Source organism: Bacillus sp. A015, assembly GCF_053851875.1.
The window spans coordinates 43,409-61,935 of record NZ_JBSPZB010000006.1 but is presented as its reverse complement, the minus strand read 5'-3'; the positions used below and the strand labels follow the sequence as shown (position 1 = coordinate 61,935).

20 protein-coding genes and 2 pseudogenes are annotated in these 18,527 nt (G+C 38.3%); all 22 read left to right on the top strand.

The genetic code is table 11. The features are described 5' to 3' along the window. The first annotated feature begins 54 nt into the window (after nucleotides 1–54). The 22 genes and pseudogenes from ACSLGF_RS07285 (at nucleotide 55) to ACSLGF_RS07180 (ending at nucleotide 18,525) form a co-directional block, all read left to right on the top strand. The gene (locus tag ACSLGF_RS07285) at nucleotides 55–393 is read left to right on the top strand and encodes a hypothetical protein (protein WP_456003903.1); all 339 of its coding nucleotides are present in this window, start codon (nucleotides 55–57) and stop codon (nucleotides 391–393) included. Nucleotides 394–631: 238 nt separating this feature from the next. Then, the gene (locus ACSLGF_RS07280) at nucleotides 632–1,525 is read left to right on the top strand and encodes a DUF2971 domain-containing protein (protein WP_456003900.1); all 894 of its coding nucleotides are present in this window, start codon (nucleotides 632–634) and stop codon (nucleotides 1,523–1,525) included. A 190-nt stretch (nucleotides 1,526–1,715) separates the two neighbouring features. Then, entirely contained in the window at nucleotides 1,716–2,339 is a 624-nt protein-coding gene (locus tag ACSLGF_RS07275; RefSeq protein WP_456003897.1) for a hypothetical protein, read from the top strand. A gap of 59 nt (nucleotides 2,340–2,398) precedes the next feature. Next, complete coding sequence (locus tag ACSLGF_RS07270) at nucleotides 2,399–2,755, top strand: hypothetical protein (RefSeq protein ID WP_456003894.1); 357 nt, start codon at nucleotides 2,399–2,401, stop codon at nucleotides 2,753–2,755. After that, nucleotides 2,745–3,110 carry an HNH endonuclease gene (locus tag ACSLGF_RS07265; RefSeq protein WP_456003891.1) on the top strand — a complete coding sequence of 122 codons (366 nt, stop codon included), beginning with the start codon at nucleotides 2,745–2,747 and terminating at the stop codon, nucleotides 3,108–3,110. The genes ACSLGF_RS07270 and ACSLGF_RS07265 overlap by 11 nt, the downstream gene beginning before the upstream one ends. A gap of 226 nt (nucleotides 3,111–3,336) precedes the next feature. Then, nucleotides 3,337–3,849: a phage terminase small subunit P27 family gene (locus ACSLGF_RS07260; protein ID WP_456004117.1), complete on the top strand. Its 513-nt coding sequence runs from the start codon at nucleotides 3,337–3,339 to the stop codon at nucleotides 3,847–3,849. Then, nucleotides 3,846–4,472: pseudogene (locus tag ACSLGF_RS07255) on the top strand (terminase large subunit domain-containing protein); the annotation flags it as partial. The gene ACSLGF_RS07260 and the pseudogene ACSLGF_RS07255, both read left to right, overlap by 4 nt. 130 nt (nucleotides 4,473–4,602) lie before the next feature. After that, complete coding sequence (locus tag ACSLGF_RS07250; RefSeq protein ID WP_456003888.1) at nucleotides 4,603–5,517, top strand: GIY-YIG nuclease family protein; 915 nt, start codon at nucleotides 4,603–4,605, stop codon at nucleotides 5,515–5,517. Between the two features lie 183 nt (nucleotides 5,518–5,700). After that, a pseudogene (locus tag ACSLGF_RS07245) lies at nucleotides 5,701–6,786 on the top strand (terminase large subunit); the annotation flags it as partial. After that, the gene (locus tag ACSLGF_RS07240) at nucleotides 6,786–6,965 is read left to right on the top strand and encodes a hypothetical protein (RefSeq protein ID WP_456003886.1); all 180 of its coding nucleotides are present in this window, start codon (nucleotides 6,786–6,788) and stop codon (nucleotides 6,963–6,965) included. The pseudogene ACSLGF_RS07245 and the gene ACSLGF_RS07240, both read left to right, overlap by 1 nt. 4 nt (nucleotides 6,966–6,969) lie before the next feature. After that, the gene (locus ACSLGF_RS07235; protein WP_456003883.1) at nucleotides 6,970–8,250 is read left to right on the top strand and encodes a phage portal protein; all 1,281 of its coding nucleotides are present in this window, start codon (nucleotides 6,970–6,972) and stop codon (nucleotides 8,248–8,250) included. Next, nucleotides 8,213–8,836 carry an HK97 family phage prohead protease gene (locus ACSLGF_RS07230; protein ID WP_003216716.1) on the top strand — a complete coding sequence of 208 codons (624 nt, stop codon included), beginning with the start codon at nucleotides 8,213–8,215 and terminating at the stop codon, nucleotides 8,834–8,836. Before ACSLGF_RS07235 ends, ACSLGF_RS07230 begins: the two co-directional genes overlap by 38 nt. Before the next feature lie 39 nt (nucleotides 8,837–8,875). Further along, the gene (locus tag ACSLGF_RS07225; RefSeq protein WP_456003880.1) at nucleotides 8,876–10,174 is read left to right on the top strand and encodes a phage major capsid protein; all 1,299 of its coding nucleotides are present in this window, start codon (nucleotides 8,876–8,878) and stop codon (nucleotides 10,172–10,174) included. 27 nt (nucleotides 10,175–10,201) lie between these two features. After that, nucleotides 10,202–10,609 (top strand): collagen-like protein, encoded by a 408-nt coding sequence (locus tag ACSLGF_RS07220; protein WP_456003877.1) that lies wholly within the window; start codon nucleotides 10,202–10,204, stop codon nucleotides 10,607–10,609. Between the two features lie 12 nt (nucleotides 10,610–10,621). Beyond that, on the top strand, nucleotides 10,622–10,924 hold the full coding sequence (locus ACSLGF_RS07215; RefSeq protein WP_456003874.1) for a head-tail connector protein: 303 nt from the start codon (nucleotides 10,622–10,624) through the stop codon (nucleotides 10,922–10,924). Further along, nucleotides 10,914–11,234 carry a phage head closure protein gene (locus tag ACSLGF_RS07210; RefSeq protein ID WP_456004116.1) on the top strand — a complete coding sequence of 107 codons (321 nt, stop codon included), beginning with the start codon at nucleotides 10,914–10,916 and terminating at the stop codon, nucleotides 11,232–11,234. The genes ACSLGF_RS07215 and ACSLGF_RS07210 overlap by 11 nt, the downstream gene beginning before the upstream one ends. After that, entirely contained in the window at nucleotides 11,234–11,638 is a 405-nt protein-coding gene (locus ACSLGF_RS07205; protein ID WP_456003871.1) for an HK97-gp10 family putative phage morphogenesis protein, read from the top strand. The genes ACSLGF_RS07210 and ACSLGF_RS07205 overlap by 1 nt, the downstream gene beginning before the upstream one ends. Next, nucleotides 11,635–12,054, top strand: coding sequence for a tail completion protein gp17 (gp17, locus tag ACSLGF_RS07200; protein WP_456003870.1), 420 nt, complete (start codon nucleotides 11,635–11,637; stop codon nucleotides 12,052–12,054). Before ACSLGF_RS07205 ends, gp17 begins: the two co-directional genes overlap by 4 nt. After that, nucleotides 12,036–12,647 carry a major tail protein gene (locus tag ACSLGF_RS07195; RefSeq protein ID WP_017358184.1) on the top strand — a complete coding sequence of 204 codons (612 nt, stop codon included), beginning with the start codon at nucleotides 12,036–12,038 and terminating at the stop codon, nucleotides 12,645–12,647. The genes gp17 and ACSLGF_RS07195 overlap by 19 nt, the downstream gene beginning before the upstream one ends. Before the next feature lie 56 nt (nucleotides 12,648–12,703). Continuing rightward, nucleotides 12,704–13,048, top strand: coding sequence for a phage tail assembly chaperone G (gene gpG / locus ACSLGF_RS07190; RefSeq protein ID WP_456003867.1), 345 nt, complete (start codon nucleotides 12,704–12,706; stop codon nucleotides 13,046–13,048). A 206-nt stretch (nucleotides 13,049–13,254) separates the two neighbouring features. Next, on the top strand, nucleotides 13,255–17,688 hold the full coding sequence (locus ACSLGF_RS07185; protein ID WP_456003864.1) for a phage tail tape measure protein: 4,434 nt from the start codon (nucleotides 13,255–13,257) through the stop codon (nucleotides 17,686–17,688). Next, nucleotides 17,689–18,525 (top strand): phage tail domain-containing protein, encoded by an 837-nt coding sequence (locus ACSLGF_RS07180; RefSeq protein ID WP_456003861.1) that lies wholly within the window; start codon nucleotides 17,689–17,691, stop codon nucleotides 18,523–18,525. The last annotated feature ends 2 nt before the right edge of the window (nucleotides 18,526–18,527 follow it).

The window sequence follows — 18,527 nt, the reverse complement described above, 5'->3', positions numbered from 1 at the left end:
TTTGTTAAACATTACTATGTTTTTGCCGATTTTAATTATATGGAGGTGATACAATTGGAATTTGATCAAAGTTTAATTAGTTGCTTAAAAAGTTATAGCAAAGTTCAACTTAGTTATGAACCTGATATTCCAGGTTTTGATGAAAGTATAAACCATAGAATAAAAGGTCATGATCTACTTGATACAAAATCAGGTGCTCTTTTGCTCGTTCATTTGGAAAATCCAGAAACCAAAGAGGAGTATACATACAGTTTTCCTGACATTGTTAAAACCGAGTTGGTTAATTTTTCAGAAAAACATGACAAATGGTATGTCTATTCATTAGACAGATCAAAGTTTAAGGAAAATATTCGAAACAAAAAAATGGTTTATAGGCTAATATTTAGTAAATAAAAGCATCCTTCGGGGTGCTTTTTTAATTGATGTAAGACGTTCCTGTCTGTTTTTAATGATTCCCTGAGTTAGACACCCTAATAAATAGGTTTATTGGTGGATTGTGTGAATTTGTAAAATTTTATTGATAAATCAATCTACTAATTTGTTTGTATGAGAAAATACAGACTGAAAAACCTCTATTTTTCTTTAGAAAAAAAAGAAAAAACCGATATGAAAATAAAAAAGGATGGTTTGCATGAATTATGATGAAGTTAATGATTTAATCTCTAAACACCTTGACCCACAAACAGATATACCACCGTTGTATCATTATACTAGTGTTTATGGACTAGAAGGCATAATGGATGGCAAAGAGGTATGGGTGTCCCATACCGATTTTTTAAATGATAAAACAGAGCGCTTATATTCTGAAAATATTTTATTGGATCTAATTGAAAAAAAAATTAAAGCCGAATTATCTGATGAGTTAAAAGAGCATCCAAATGTTAATGCTTTACTTGACAAAATAAAAGAATCTTTTCAAAAAAAGTTTGCACCAACATTTGTTTTATCATTATCCACAAACAAAGATTCAAATTTATTATGGTCAAATTATTCAAAAGATGATGGGTATAACATTAAATTTGACCCTGAATTTTTAAGATTTTCAGAATATATCCAAGAAGATGATAACTTAGGAGAAGCTGTTGTTTTTAAATCAAAAGTTATATATGACGAGGAAAAACATATTGTGGCTTTAAGTGAGTTAGCTGATATTTATGTTGAACATTTCTTATTTAACCATGAACAAAGCGCCGAAGAATATGAAATAAACCTAGTAAATATGCATATTGCCTTTCAAGTAATGGCTTCATTTTTTAAAGATTCGTGTTTTCAACAAGAAGAAGAGTGGAGAATTGTACTTTTCACAAAAACAAAAGGTATTCCTATTAAACATCGGATTATGAATGGTGCATTTATTCCATACGTTAAATTAAGCTTCAATAAGAATGTAATTAGAGGAATAACTATTGGTCCAAAAAACAAAATGGATATATCTGAAGAAGGATTAAAGAGTTTTTTGACAACAAATACATATGATTTGAAGAGAATAGAAATCAATCGATCAAAAATTCCTTACAGATATTAAATTTCCTGTAAGAAGTTAATTTAGCATAAAAATGGCACACTTTTGGCACGATCTTGGCAAAGCATTTTGTCTGAGAGAAGTTATGATGGTATTGGGTGAAAATTAAGATTGAGAACGTCTCCTTTAAAGGGACGTTTTTTAATTGCAATTTTCTGATTTCTGTCGATATAAAGACAGGAGGTTTTTAGAAATGAAAAAGTCGAGTATGTATTCAAATACTGTATTCTTTATTGTTATTATTTCTTTATTATTAGGTGACCTTATAATTTACACAGGATTATTGAATTTGTTTTTTGAAGAGAAGGAAACAATGTGGGCTGGAATAATAGGTTTCACTGGTGCGGTTTTAGGTGGGGGAATAACTTATTATGGTATTAGAATGCAATTAAACCATAGAGATAGGGAATTATTTTTGCAAACGGTACACATTAAAATGGAGACTTGTCAAGAATTAATAAGGAAATATTTTAATTATCAAACCTTGGCATATGGTGGGTTAGAAATGTCAAGAAATTTTGATAATGATGAACGTGAAAATTTTTTAAGTAAACAATCTTATTTAATTCCAGAATTTACTGAGCTTATATTTCAAGATAGGGCCGCTTACATGAGTGTTCTCGATTATGAATCTGCTGAAAAGGCAAAAGAAATTCGTACCTCATTAAATAAAAAAATGACAACGTCGGGTAAGGTAAAAAAACACATAAACTATTATGAAGCTTTTGAGGAGATTGAACAGTTTTGTCTTATATTTCATAAAACTTTTGAGCAACTTGAAAACAAGTATATTGAGCTTAAAAAATTCAATAAATAAAAAGTTTAAATACTAATGGCATCCTTCGGGGTGCTTTTTATTTTGGGGAGGGACACAACGTGGGCAACTCACTCAGGGAACTAATCATTAACACAGCAATTGGACACGTAATAAGGACAGACCAATTGTATAACGGTCTTAAAGCCCTTAATAAAAGGGGATGCGTATGGGCGGATGGGGAGATTATCAGGGGGTTAGGGATGCTTGGGTCTTATGGTGTGAGGGATAGGCAAGCTATAGACAGCCTCCTACATGTCAGCCAGACTATGACCTATGAAGAAGTTCGATCCTATCTAGCATCATATCAAAGGGAGTACAGGGAGTTTTATGCCGTGCAGAAAGTAGGGCATCTTCATGCCTTTGTTTTGTTTGCAATGATAGATGAGAGAAAAGCTGGTGAATTAGATGCCACCTAAACCATTGAGAGAGTGTAAGGTGCGAGGGTGTAGGGAGTTAACAAGGGATGGTTATTGTCCTGCTCATGCTGATGGTAAGCAGCAGGAAGCAAAGTATTACAACAAACATGTTCGAGATAAACAATCAACAAGTTTTTATAAATCAAGAGAATGGAAACAGACAAGACAACTTGTTCTAATGCGAGACAATTACCTTTGTCAAAGCTGTTTAAAACTAGATCGTGTCGTTCCTGCTGTCACGGTTCATCACATAGTGGAGCTAAAACAGGATTGGAACAAACGATTAGATATAAATAACCTCGAAAGCATGTGTAATAGCTGTCACAACAAGGTTCATGGCAAGCGAGGGTCATAGTACCCCCCGGTGTTAAATCCCTAGAAAACGGCTTCGTGAAGATCGGTGAGCCGTCGTCTGCAAACAAACACCGCTTTTCAAAGTTTCCGAAAAACAGAAAACCCTCTCGGCGAAAATGCCGAGAGGGCTTGGTACGACTGGTTTTGTTGTTAATTCGATCATAGCAACGAAATTGATCAAAAACAAGCATAAATTTTAAAATTCGAAACGGAATGAGGTGAAAAATATGCCTAGACCTGCAAAATCCGCAACGCTTCAATTAATACAGGGCAATCCAAATAAGAAAAACACAGATGAATTAGCCATGCGCGCCGAACAAGAACAGAAAATGAAAATGCGATCAAACATTATTAAACCTCCATCCTGGTTAGATAAGGTTGCTAAAAAGGAATTCAAACGGATTGCCGGGCTATTAAAGGAAGTGGACATTATAACGGAGGCAGATATCAGCATGTTGGCCGCCTATTGTAATGCATATTCACAATACATTTCAATAACTAAAGTGATCGAAGAAGATGGCCTCATGGTTCATAAAGAAGGTTTTGATGAAGGGGGGAATCCAATTGAATTAATTGGAGAAGAACATCCTTTATTGAAACGGCAGAAAAACTTTTTTGATCAAATGAAGTCAGCTGCAAATGATTTTGGTCTCACTCCATCAGCGCGCGCAAAATTGGCTATCACCAAAACACAGGAGATCAGAGAAAAGACGGCAGCAGAAAAGGAGTTTAATGTATGACTATTAAACAATTTATGATTGATTATTCCCGTGATGTGCTATCAGGGGAAATATTGGCGTGCCAAAAACACAAATGGGCCTGTGAACGCTTTTTAAAAGATATTGAAAGAGAAGGAACAGCAGATTTCCCCTATTTCTTTGATGACGAGAAGGCAAGGCGATTCCTATTCTGGATGACACAATTTAAACATACAAAGGGTCCTTTGCAAGGTGAAAATATTGTACCTGAACCCATTCAGATTTTTATTTTTGGTAATATTTACGGTTGGGTACATAAAGACACGGGATACAGGAGATTCAAAAAAGCTTACTGGCAAGTCGGCCGGAAAAATGCCAAGACACAAAGCCTTGCTTGTGTGGGGTCGTACGAGGCATTTGCAAACGATGAATACATGTCTGAGGTGTATATTGGTGCAACAAAAACTGAGCAAGCCAAAATATGTTGGAATGAAATTAAAGCTCAAATCAGCCAGTGCGAATTGCTTAATGTGCCTGAACAAAAGTACCGTGTAGCCTATGGTCAAATAGAACATCTTAAAACGTTGTCAAAGATTGAGGCATTATCTAAAGATGCTGGGAAGACAGGAGACGGTTTTAACCCGCAGTGCGGCATTATCGATGAAAAATTTGTCGCCTAACTTAGAAATAAGTTAGTGAAAATCAACCAAAAACGGTGAAGTCTAAAAACCATATTCTTTATTTATTGATACATTAACGATAAAGTAAAGGTATCATAGTAATTGGAGAGACCTTATGAAATCGGGAATTTATTCAATAACAAATATGTGTAACAGTAAAATTTATATCGGACAATCAGTTAATGTGAAAAGAAGATTAAATGACCATAAATACTTATTAAAAAAAGGTAAACACCATAATACTTATTTGCAACGAGAGTTTAATAAATTTGGAGAAGATAATTTTGTTTTCGCTATTGAAGTTTTCTGTCCAATAGAAGAATTAGACTTACAAGAACGGCAACTCATTAATAATAGAGATTCTATGAACCGAAAAAGAGGTTATAACCTTGAGAGTGGTGGAAATGCCAATAAGAAATTTTCCGAACAATTAAAAGAAACTCGTCGAGGAAACGGAAATCCTATGTATGGTAGAAAGCATTCAAAAGATTTCGTTGAGAAAATCACGCTATCTAACAGAGGCGCTAGTGATTTGTTCAACAAGAAAGACATAGAGGTAATGAAATTATTGTTTTTAGAGGGCAAAAAACAAAGCGAAATAGCAAAGGTATTTGGAGTTGAATTATCAACAATAAATAAAATTATTAATGGTGTTAATTGGTATTGGGTAAGGGAAGATCTTCAAATCAAAATTGAACAAAAAATTAAAACTGATAAAGATATAAAGATGAAAACAAAACGCGATGAGAGAAAACGAATTGACACCTCAAAAAAAATTATACAAGAGAGAAAAGAAAATGTACGAAAAGATTTTTTAGAGGGTTTGACCAAAGATGAGATAATGAAGAAACATAGTATCTCGAAAACGACTTATGTTAGAATGACATCTGACCTTTATAACCAGCGAAAACAAATGATTATAGATAAAGTTTTCGAATTAAAAAATATAGGATTGATGAATAAGGATATCGCAGAAAAGTTGGGTCTACACAGGACTACTGTTACTGAATATTTAAAGAATGGTTCATGATAATACCGTGGTAAGCGAGAACATCACTCGCCACCGTAACGCATAGGGGTTGAGCGCTAAGAGAGCAAAAATGCCCCCACGAGTGGTTGACACCTTACTATTTAGTTAAAGGTGAAAATGTATGCTGACCTTGCAGGAAACTGTAAGAAGTAAAGGATAAAAAGCCTTTACGATAACAAAGTGGAATATCACGCACATAAAACATCAGAAATCTATGATGTTTTATCATCAGGGATGGCAACAAGAACACAACCACTCATGATGATTATTACGACAGCTGGATTTGAATTAAATAATCCTGCGTACCGAGTAGAGTACCAATATGTTTCTAAAATTGTTGATCCAAACAATGTAGAAACAAACGATCAATATTTTGTCATGATTAATGAACTTGATCCAGATGATGACATCAAAGATGAACGAAATTGGATTAAAGCAAATCCGATTGTTGCCGCAAATGAACATGGATTGAATTTCTTGCGTGGAGAGTTAGAAGTGGCCCTTGCAGTTCCAGAAAAAATGCGTAATTTCTTAACAAAAAACATGAACATCTGGGTTAACATGCGTGATGGTGGATATATGGACATGCAAGCGTGGTCTGATTGCGGGAAACATGAGAGTCTTCCAGATCTTTATGGTAAAGAGTGTTATGTAGGCATCGACTTGTCAAAACGCATCGACTTAACTGCTGCAAGTTTTGAATTCCAACTTGAAAACGGTATGTATTTTGTGACATCACATGGGTTTATGCCGGAAGACACATTTCATGAGCGTATGAAAACAGACCGTGTCCCTTATGATCTGTGGGTCAAGAAAGGCTGGCTCACGCTTACTGATGGTGCTGTCGTTGATTACGATTATATACGTGCCTATATCAAACGACTTGAGGAAGAAAAAGGTTGGAAAATTAAAGAGATTGGTTATGATCCATATAACGCCACGCAGTTTGCGCAGCAGATGGAAGCTGATGGATACGTCATGATCGAGATTAGGCAAGGGGTGCAAACCTTGTCCGAGCCGACAAAGGATTTTCGCGAGAAAGTCAAAGCGCGAAAGATCATTCATGATAATAATGACCTTCTGACTTGGGCGATGGGTAACGCTGTGACAAAGATTGACGCGCAGGAGAATATCATGCTTGATAAATCAAAATCGTCACAACGTATTGACCCAGCAGCTGCACTCATTAACGCTCATGTGAGAGCTAGTCAAAATGATGATCATTTAGATTTGAATGAGTATATTTTGTCAGGAGGCTTTTCATTCTAATGAAAAATATCATAAAAAAAATTATGATTTTTCTATTCTCAATCTTAAATGACCTAGTATTTTTTGCTGGGGCAATCTTTATTACAATAGCAGCTTATAAAATACATGAAATCATCGGTCTTTTAGTGACTGGTGGTTTTTTTATATTTATAGCAATTTTAATGAGCCGAAGGAGGTGATTAATTGTTATTAGAAGGTATGTTCTCTAAAAGATCAGCAGATTCAGACAGTGGCTGGGGGATGTCGCAGGTCCCGCAATGGGTGTTTGATATTTTCGGTGGTGGTAAAACAGCAAGCGGAGAGAAAGTGAGTGAATCGACCTCGTTAAAACATCCTGATGTTTTTTCTTGCATCAATGTTTTGTCAGATGATATAGCAAAACTATCTGTCCATATGTTTCGGAGGCTGGGAGAGAATATTTCAGGAGAGCGTGACCATCCTGTTTTTAAATTGCTCTATTTAAAGCCCAATCAATATATGACAGCTTTTACTTGGAAAAAAGTAATGATGACGCATGTTTGTACGTGGGGAAATGCATATTCTTTGATTCTTTCAGATAAAACAGGTGATATTAAAACATTAATCCCTCTTAATCCAGCGAATACACATCCTTATCTCGATCCAAACACAGGTATATTGTGGTACGAAACAATCATCAATAACAAACGAGCTGAATTGCATGCGGAAGAAGTTCTGCACTTTAAAGGAATGACGGAAGACGGAATAGTAGGCCTCAGTCCAATTCAGGTGGCAAGGGAACATATTGGTGCTCAATCTGCTGCAACAAAGTTTAATGCAAAATTGTACAAAAATGATGCAACACCAAGAGGTATCTTAAAAATCCCAACCCTTTTACAACCAGAAGCCAAAGAAGTTGCAAGGAAAGAATGGCAAAGGGTAAATGCGGGTGAAAGTATTGCGATTGTTGATGCTGGTCTTGATTATCAATCTATTTCAATGCCTCTAAAAGATGCCGAATTTGTAGAGTCTATGAAATTCAATAAGGCTCAAATTGCTTCCATATTCAAGGTCCCTCTTCATAAGATAAACGAATTGGACCGCGCTACATTCAGTAATATCGAACATCAATCTATAGAATATGTGAAGAACACTTTACAGCCGTGGATCGTTTCCTTTGAACAAGAAATTAATACAAAGCTGTTTACTGATGCTGAAATCGGACAAGGGTTATATGTTCAATTTAATGTTAATAGTGAATTGCGCGGTGATTCAAAATCAAGAGCTGAGTTCTATGAAATTATGGAACGAATAGGGGCTATGAATATAAATGAAATTCGTGCTCTTGAATCGAAGAATGCTATTCCTGATGGAAACAGACATCTAGTTTCACTTAACTACACTTTCTTAGATATGTTAGATCAATATCAGATGGCTAAAGCAGGCCATAAAGGAGGTGATCCGAATAATGCCGAAGGAAATCAGACAGCTAACGACGGAAATTGAAGTTAGGTCACTTGATGATGAAAACAAAAGTGAATATGTAGAAGGTTATGCCCTTAAATTTGAAAAATGGTCTGAGCGTCTTGGGTGGTTTAAGGAAATCATCAGCCGTGGAGCGTTGGACGAAGCAGATATGTCCAATGTAATTGCTTTATTTAATCATAAAATTGATTATCCATTAGCAAGAAACACTGTTTCAACGGGCGCTGGTAGTCTCCAATTAACTGTTGATGCAATTGGGCTGAAATTTAGATTTGAGCCAACAGACACCACTTACGGACAAGATTTGATGAAGAATTTGAGAGCAGGCGTGATCAATCAATGTTCTTTTTCGTTTTCTCTTGATCATTCAGGTGATGAAGAACCTGATGAATGGACAAGAAATGAAGATGAAAAGTTATATGAGCGCCGAATCAATCGAATCAATCGCATTTTTGACATTTCACTTGTTACAACTCCTGCATACAGCGATACGGAAGCTGTTGTAGGAGAAAGAAGTCTAGAAAAAGTAGAAGTTTTAAAAAGACAAAAAAACACATCAAATAAGAGGATTGAGCTGGAACTAGACTTATTAGACCTGACTATATAGTGGGTCTTTTTTTATGCTCAAAATCAAGGAGGAAAATCTATGCCAGTAATGATGAGTAAAGAGGAACGTCAATTGCGCCAGCAGTTCACACAGAAAAAGCAAGAAGCTAGGAATTTAATAAGTGAAGGAAAAGATGAAGAAGCACGCTCTATGCTTGATGAAGCAAAGTCTCTGCAAAAAAGAATTGAAATGATGTCTGAGGAAAGAGAGCTGGATGCACCAGACATTCAAGAAGACAGACATTATGTACCGGAACAAAAAAGAGATCCTGAATCTGATTTATCTGAGGAAGAACGCAGTTTAACAGGAACCCAAGAATATAGAAACGCATGGTTCAAGGTTTTGACTGGCCGTGATGATGAATTGGGGAACGAAGAACGGAAAATGCTGCAGGAAGTTCTAAAAGAAAATAGACAACTTTCATCCACAAATGATAAGGATGGCGGGTATACAGTACCGGATGATATTTCAAAACAGATTATTAAGTCCATTCAAGAATTAAATTCTGTACGTAACTTGGTACGGGTTGTACCAAAGACGGCACCAGGAGGCAGCTATCCAGTAAGAAAGGGAGCTGCTGGAAAGTTATACAACATTGCTGAAAAAGAAGCGATCAAAGAACTCAAAAATATGGAGTTTGACCAAATCACATATAACGTCAAAAAGTTTGCCGGCTTTTTACCCATCCCAAACGAATTATTGAATGATTCTTTCCTTAATTTTGTGAGGGAGATTGTTGAATGGCTCTCTGAATCTGCAACTGTAACTGAAAATGATGAAGTCTTTTATGGAAAAGGCGGAGAAAACAACGTAGAGGGAATTATCACAAGCAAGAAATTTAAATCTCTCAAAGCCCCTTCTCTTATTACAATTAAGTTCTTGAGAAAAGTTAAAAATCAAATCAAAAGAGGCTATCGCAAAAATGCAAAATGGGTCATGAATACAGAGGCATTTGAAACATTAGCAAACATTGAAGATAAAAACGGCCGCGGGATTTTAGCCGAGGACCCACGCAATGAGGATAGCTTCCTTTTATTCGGAAGACCTGTTGAAGTGTATGACGAGATTGTCACAGACGATAAACAAAAAACGCATATTCTATTCGGTGATTTTAAAAATGCATACTTTATGTTTGATCGTCAAAAATTCGAGATCAAATCAACTGACATCGGCTCAGATGCATTCCTAACAGATCAAACATATTTCAGAGGTATTGAACGATTTGACGGAAAAGTAGTTGATCCAGAAGCCGCAGTAATTGTTACTGATTTAGTTGTAGGTGAAGAAGCAGAAGTTGAAACACCTTCTGAAGATAAGTCCGTAGACGCTGGAAAATAAACAAAAATTGAAAGGAATTGATCTATCATGGCTAAAGATTATTTGTTTGAAAGTAATGGAGTATACACATCTGCAGAGGCGGGAGAAGACGGTAAACCTATCACGCCTGTTTATTTAAAAGGAAACAGTGAAGAAAACCCTCTCTTCATTCAAGGGATGCAAGGTGAAAAAGGACCAAAAGGTGATACTGGTCCTCAAGGTCCAAAAGGAGAAAAAGGCGATCCAGGAGAGCAGGGGCCGAAAGGTGATAAGGGTGAAGCTGCTGTAATTGAGGAAGGCACTATTAAAAATGAACACCTAGCTGATAAATCTGTCAATTCTCGTACTATCGGTACTGGCAGCGTCATGTGGGAAAATCTCAATTCAGCTGTAAAAGACTTGATCACCGAATTGCAAAATAGAGTAGAAGCTTTAGAAAACCCAAAATCTGAATAAAGGTGATGCCGGATGACTGAGGCAGAGCAAAAAGAGCTTGAAAAAGCGAAAAAATACCTCCGCATTGATGGTGATGCGGAGGATGATTTGATTTTACATTTTATCGCTGCAGCAAAAGAGTACATCACGAATGCAACGGGTCTGAAATTTCCTAATAGTTCAGCCCGAGCAGAGCTGGCAGTCATGTCATTTACAACACATTGGTATGAGAACAGGCAAATATCTGGCACGACATCAAATCTTGACGGGGTGCTCACAACAATGGTCAATCAACTCAAATACTTGGTTGTGGACGGTGAAAAAGATGTTGAATGACATGAGGCATCGCATTCAGTTCCAAAAGAAAAAAGAAAAGAGTCGTTTGCCTGTCGATGGTGACAATGGCTGGAAAACCGTGGTTGAGTGTTGGGCTAAAGCAGAGGGTTTAAAAGGTGCTGAATATTATGCTGCAGCTGCCATTCAAAAAGAACATACAATCAAATTCACCATTCGTCATCGTGAAGATATTGACGAACATATGAGACTACTTTTCAAAGGGAAAACTTACGAAATTGAATCTATTACACCCAATTATTCAAGACTTCATTTCCTCACAATTAGAGCTAGAGTAAAGGCGGCGAAGTGATGTTTAATTTACAAATCGACGGCTTAGAGGAATTAGAGAATGCGATTGGCAACATGCAAAGAAAGGTCAGCAAGATGCATAAAGAAGCTCTCACAGCTGGCGCAACAGTGATAAAAGATGAACTTCACCCAAATACACCGAGATCAGACAAGGCCCAAAAACACATGCAGGATGATCTTGATATTACCCGGCTTCGCACTGATGGTGACGGGGTGAAATATGTGGCTGTTGGTTGGCCTAAATCGAAGTCGCGGAAGGATACTCAATGGAGAATCCATTTCCCTGAATTCGGCACCTTACATCAGCCTGCGCAAAAATTCTTTACGCGTACTGTAGAAGGAAAATGGGACGAGGCTATACGCAAAGTCGCAGGTAAATATCGACAGGCGTTGAGTAAACTATGATCAATCAAAATTTAATAAGGCGTGCAGATTATTGCAAGAATGCCATTTTTGAAGCGTTGGAGAATGATCCAGCGCTTTTGTCTTTAATAGACCAAGGTGACATCCATGAGCTTGCAGTGCCAGAGGGTACAAAGTCGAGTCCGCCGTATGTCGTGTTGCAAGAAATCAACTACAAACCGATCAAATGGGCTGATAACAGACCCATACAAGATAGCGCAACCTATCAAATAGATATTTATCATAATGCCGATCCACAACCCATCATGGCTGCAATTGGTGATGTGATGGAGCGTTTAGATTTTGCCCCAACGATACCCATTTCTGATTTTTTAGAGAAAGAGAGGTTAATCAGAAAAGGATATCGTTTTGAAAAAAATATAATACTAGGAGGATTACTATGGAGTACAGTTCAGTAACTGGTTTAAAAAACGCTCGGTTTGCACCCTTAAAGAAACAAGGTAAATTATATGTGCCTACGGAGATTTTAAAATACGAATATGCAATCAATATGAAAGTGGAAACTGAGACATCAACTGAAAAGCAGTATGCAGATGACAAACTGGTTGATTTGGTTGTTTCTACAGGTTCTACAAAACTAGAAATTGAAATGCGGGATCTTCCTATGGAAATTCTCGCGAAGCTGCTAGGCATTGAGCCGGACGAGAATGGTTTGTACTTGTACAAGAAGAACATTATTGCGCCGTGGGTGGCAATGACGTTTGAAGGTCCTAAAGCAAATGGAAAATCTCGTCATGTCGGATTAGTGAAAGGGCGTTTTTCATTACCAGGTGATGAGTGGAAGACAAAAGAAGAAAAGACAGACTTCCAAACGGTTAAATTATCTGCTGAATTTGTTGATCGTGAGCAGGATGACGTTTTCAAGGTTGTCACTGATGAAGATGCTGAAAACTTTAATCTTGATGCTTTTTACAAATCAGTTTTTGGTGATGCATACAAAGATGACAAAACAGAAAACAGCAGCAGCGTTGATATTGGAAAAGGTGCTTAAGAGGGCTGAAAAGCTCTCTTTTTTCATTGGAAAATAAAAAATAAGGGGGAGTCACTATGACTCAAAAACAAATTTCTATCTCTATTTGGTTCGAAGAAGAGAAAAAACACAAAACGTTTATTGCGCCAAGAACAAACGCAAAAACACTTTATGAGGCATTTGAGTTAGATGAAAAAGCAGCGGGTGCCGATAATGCGAAAGAACTTGTTAAAAGTCTGAATGAACGAATCAAATTCATTGTACGTGTATTTCAGAATCAATTTACTTTCGATCAGTTTCAAGAAGGCTTTCAATCCTTTGAAATTGCGGATGCGGTTAGAAAAATCATGATGGAGATCATGGGCTTTAAAGCAGCAGAAACACAGGAAGAAAAAGATTTTTTGCCCGACATGAAGGCGTAGAGGAGCCTTTAAAAAACGGAAAAGATCAATTAAATAAAATCTATACCAAATTACTTGAGCAAGGCTGGAAGATGCATGAAATTGATCAAATGGATATTTTTCATTTCTTAGAATTGAACGCTGAATCAAGCAAAGCAAAAGAAGTGACGATTGATCAAATATTCTAAGTCTTGAAATCTTCGTCAGGGAAGCGGGGTGGTACATAAATGACTCAAGCAATCGGCAATATGGTCGCCAAAGTCAATCTGGATGACTCGGGTTTTAATAGAGGTATAACAGGGCTTCAAAGGCAAATGCGTCTTGCTAATTCTGAATTTAAAGCGGCTACTGAGATTTATAAGAATACCGGTGATCGAGCAAAAGAATTGCAAGCCAAAGTTGATGGACTTAACAATAAATATCGTATTCAAGGTAAAGTAGTAGAAGAGCACCGTAAACGTTATGAACAATTGGTCAGAGAAAAAGGGCGCGATAAAAGAGAAACGCAAATTCACGCTCGAAAACTCAATGAGTCCATCGCTGTCCATCAGAAGTTAGAAAAAGAGCTTCGTCAGGTTTCTAATGAATTTGAGCATTTGCAAAGCACCAGCAATAAAGCAGCTGGTGTTTTTTCTGTTTTTAAGAAGAATGCTGGGGAAGTATCAGAAGAATTGCAATCTGTCTACTCTGCTGCGGGAATGGCAGGGAAGGCATTAACAGGTATCGGTGTAGCAGGCACCGTTGCCATTGGCGGTGCGGTTAAAGTGGCCGCAGACTTTGAGAAATCTATGAGCAGGGTCGGTGCCGTAGCGAATGCATCGAATGACGAAATGGGCCGTCTCACAGAAACGGCGCGTCATTTAGGTGCATCAACACAATTTACAGATAGCCAAGTCGCAGAAGGCATGCAATACCTTGCAATGGCTGGTTATAAGACAAATAACATTATCGGTGCCATGACGGGATTGCTTGCTACTGCGGCAGCAGGGCAAACAGATTTAGGTGTAACGTCAGATATTGTATCAGACATCTTAACGGAGTTTCATATTGCTGCAGAAGATACAAACCGGGTAGCAGATGCAATGACTTACACTTTCACAAACTCTAACGCCACACTCCAACAGATTGGCCAGACAATGAAATATGCGGGGCCAGCGGCAAAAACAGCAGGTGTCAGCATGGAAGAGTTAGCGGCCGCAACGGGTATCATGGCGAACAGCGGAATTAAAGCGGATATGGCGGGTACCGCATTACGATCCACATTAACAAGGCTTGCGGCACCTCCAAAGCCAGCTGGTAATGCGATTCATGAGCTTGGCCTTAGTATTACTGACGCAAACGGCCGTATGAAACCTTTATCGAACATAATTGATCAGATTAACGAAAAGACGAAGAACTACACAGAAACCGAAAAAATCCGTATTGCTAAACAATTGGCTGGTCAACATGCCTTATCTGGTTTTATCACTTTGCTTCATGCAGGCGGTGATAAGATCGACAAATTCACAAAGGAAATAGAGAACAGTGGCGGTGTAGCTGAAAAAGTTGCAAAAGGTCAAATGGACAACCTTGCCGGATCTATGGAATACCTCAAATCTGCAACAAATAACGCAGTCATTACATTAGGGAATCAATTTATCCCCGTTATTCGAGCTACAACAGACGCGGTAACAAAAGTTGTGAATTGGTTTGATCACCTGCCTCCTTCTGTTATGCAAACAATTGCCGTTACTGGAGCAGCCGTAACAGCTTTCAGTCTTTTAGGTGGGGCTTCTTTATTGTTATTGAGTCTCATTCCTAGAATGGCCGAAGGGTGGAGAGTGCTTAGAACTGCTGGCACGTATCTGACAGGCACTGTCAGAGGATCATCAGCAAGTCTAGGAGTATACGCGACACAAGTGACTGCAGCGGGAGTTGCTTCACGAACTGCGGCAACTGGTATTAATACAGCGGCAGCATCAACAGCCGTTATGTCCACTCGTATGGGGCGTTTACAACAAAATACAGGTCTAGCGACGACTCGAATTGGCCGTTTAAATCAGACAACAACAAGAACATCAAGGACAATGCGTGGTCTTGGAGGTGCGTCTCGAATTGCTGGCGGCGGTTTAATGATGTTTGGTGGACCAATGGGTATGATTGGCGGTCTTGCGCTCTCTTTTCTTCCTGAGATACTTAAATTTGGTAAAGGTATAGTCATGGCAGGAGTAAACGCCGTAAAAGGCGCAGGAGGATTTTTGAAACTTGCAAAGGGCGGTTTTGGCCTGTTTAACATCCTTAAAAAAGGCGCAGGTGTTGTAAGTGCGCTCAGAGGCGGCTTATCGTTGCTTGGTGGTCCTGTAGGGATGTTAATAACGGGTGTCACGCTTTTAGGTGAAGCAGGGTTTAAATATTATGACAACCTACAAAAACGGGTCTTACCAGCAACAATAGATTTTGGCGATAAAGTATCTGTATCCACTTCTAAAGCTATAAATGCTTATACAGATATGGAGACAAAAGCCAATGCAAAACTAGACAGCCTTTATCGAAATCAAACAAAGATCACAGATGATTTAGCCAAAGATATGACAGGTAAATTCTCAGAGATGGCAGGCACGTTGAAAAAAGGTTACCAAGACAGTGCTGATAAAGCTCTAGATGTGTTAGGGAAATTCTATGCAGAAAATGATTCCCTTAAGGGTAAAGATGAACAGAAAATTCTTAATAACATCAAAGAAGGTAATGAGAAAAAGCAAAAGGAAATAGAGAAACACGAGAATAAAGTAAAAAAAATATATGAAAAAGCAGCTAAAGAACATCGAGAATTGACGAAAAAAGAGTGGGAAGAAGTCAAAAAACATACACAGGAAATGAACAAAGAAATTGAAACGGCTCTTTCAAAAAGCAAGGATGAACAAACACTCATCTCCAAAAAGCTAAAAGAAGAGTCGTCTAATTTATCTGCAAAGCAAGCTGCCGCAACGGTGAAAAATAGTAAATCAGCAAAAGACAAAGTCATTAGCAATGCTGAAAAACAATACAACGCTGTTGTAAAAGCTGCAGATGACCAGCGTTACGTCAAAGGCACTATTAGCCAAAAAGAACATGATGCTACAGTAAAGGCAGCGGAAAAACAAAAAGAAAAAACAATAAATGAAGCTGAAAAAAGTCATAAGGGCGTTGTGAAAGAAGCAAAGAAACAAGCACAAGGACATATCGATCAAGTTGATTGGGAGACTGGCGAAGTGCTAGATGGATGGAATACATTCCTTGTTGATTTAGCTGGTGTCGTCAATACCATTACTGGCGGTATCAATAAAGTTCTCGAATTCATGAATGCGAAGACAATCCCAGAGTGGAAACCTAAAGGATACGCAAGTAAAAAGAAAGGCGCCAAGCATTCATATGCGAAAGGTACTGACTACCACCCGGGCGGTCGTGCGCTGGTTGGTGAGGAAGGATATGAGCTTGCTCACACTCCTGGTATTGGAACATATATGGTCGGCGTTGGAGGTCCTCAAATTTGGGATTTACCGCGCGGAACATCAGTCTTGCCACATGACGAGACCAAAAAAATCACTTCACAGGGATTACCGGGTTATGCAGGCGGTGTTGGCGACTTCTTTAAAAAGGGTGTTAAAAAAGCTGGTGAAGTAGTCGGCAAGGTGAAAGATTTTGGATCAGATATGTTTGATCTTGTTATGGCCGGACCAAAGAAAATCATCAGCAATATATTCGGCGGTCTTATCCCGTTTAAAACTGGAAAAGGGATAGACGGGCTTGGAACAGGTATTTTAAAGACAATTCAAAAAGGCGCTTTAGGATTTTTAACAAAATCGTTAGGTGATTTTGGAGGAGATGGGGGATCATTTAAAGGTGTAGGCGGTAGTGCTGCAGTCAAAAAGTGGGTTGCACAAGCTATCAGCATTACTGGTATTTCTCCCTCATACGCAAAGGCTCTCGAAACAATAGCGATGAAGGAATCAAGTGGAAACCCGACCTTAGTTAACCGATGGGATAGCAATGCAAGAGCGGGGCATCCATCACAAGGACTTATGCAGTTTATCCCGACAACGTTTGCCGCCTATAAAAAACCCGGTTATGGGAACATCAAACACCCGGTACATCAAATTGTTGCGGCTATTAACTATCTTAACAAGCGTTATGGCGGCATCTACAATCATCCGGGACTAAAATCTATGGCGCGTGGTGGACCTTACATCGGTTATGCATCTGGTGGTGTCATTGACAATCATCAAATCGCACAGCTGGGTGAAAACGGATGGCGTGAATATGCAATCACGACTGAGCCTAAGTATCGTAAACGCTCTTTGCAGTTGTATTCTAATCTCGGCAAAGAGCTTGGAGTGCCAAGTTTTGGGGATGGTATGATCTCCACTGCTTTACAGATGCTTGATCGCATTAGTAACAAAGGAGACAAGCCTCAGAGCAGGCAGCAAGATGGGGCTGATATGAGGCAGATGATCGAAAATCAAAACAAGCAAATTGGTCTTATGGCTCAACAAATAGACCTGCTGTCTCAGGGATTAATAATGATGCAAAAAGGCTTTGAACAGTTAATCTCCAAAGATAGCAACAACTACATGGATGGTCGAAAGCTAGATCAAACGACAGGTGAACGTTTTAGAAAAGAAGCATTTATGAGTGGGGTGAGGTAGATGGAATTATATATTGATTTTAACAATGGATTGGGTGAACAAAGCCTAAATGACTTGCTTCCTCATTTCCATCCGTTAAGCCTGACACCTGCCTCACCAATCGTAGAATTTGAGACGGTGTCATTACCACGAATTAACGGTATTGTATTGCCGCAACATCCGCGGGATGTGAAGTACAAAGAAAGACAGATTCAGCTTGAAATATATATGAACTCAATCATTGCTGAAAATTTCTACAGCTATAGAAGTGAATTATATGCTTTATTAGTTAAACCGTTCCCATACTACATTTCATGTGACCTGCTTCCAAACAGAAGGTTTTTAGTGACATGTGAGGGGAATTTCACTACTCCAAAGGAAAAAGAAAAGAACCATGTTGTATTTAGTGTTGAATTCACCGATGTTTTGGGTGCTGCTGAATCGAAAAGTACATCGCTTAATCCTCAAACATTTGAGGGTGAACGATGGAGTCCCGGAATGAATATCGAGATACGTGACGATCTAGAGTATTCATTCAAAAACAAAAAAACGTTCAGCATCTATAACATTGGAGATTTTAGAATCAATCCATTGCGTCATGATTACCAAGTGACGCTGAAAGCTAAGGGAAAAGGTGTAACCATCATCAATCACACGAACGGTGAACGTCTGAAAATAGAAGATGAATTGACTAAGTCACGTGAAGTTTCTTTTATTAAACAGTACACCGTTTCTAACAAGAAACGTCTTAAAACATCAGGCAGACTTCCATCACTTGATATTGGCCGAAACGACTTTGAAATACAAAACGCAAGCGCAATTGAAATTGTTTTTAACACAAGATTCTATTATGCATAAGG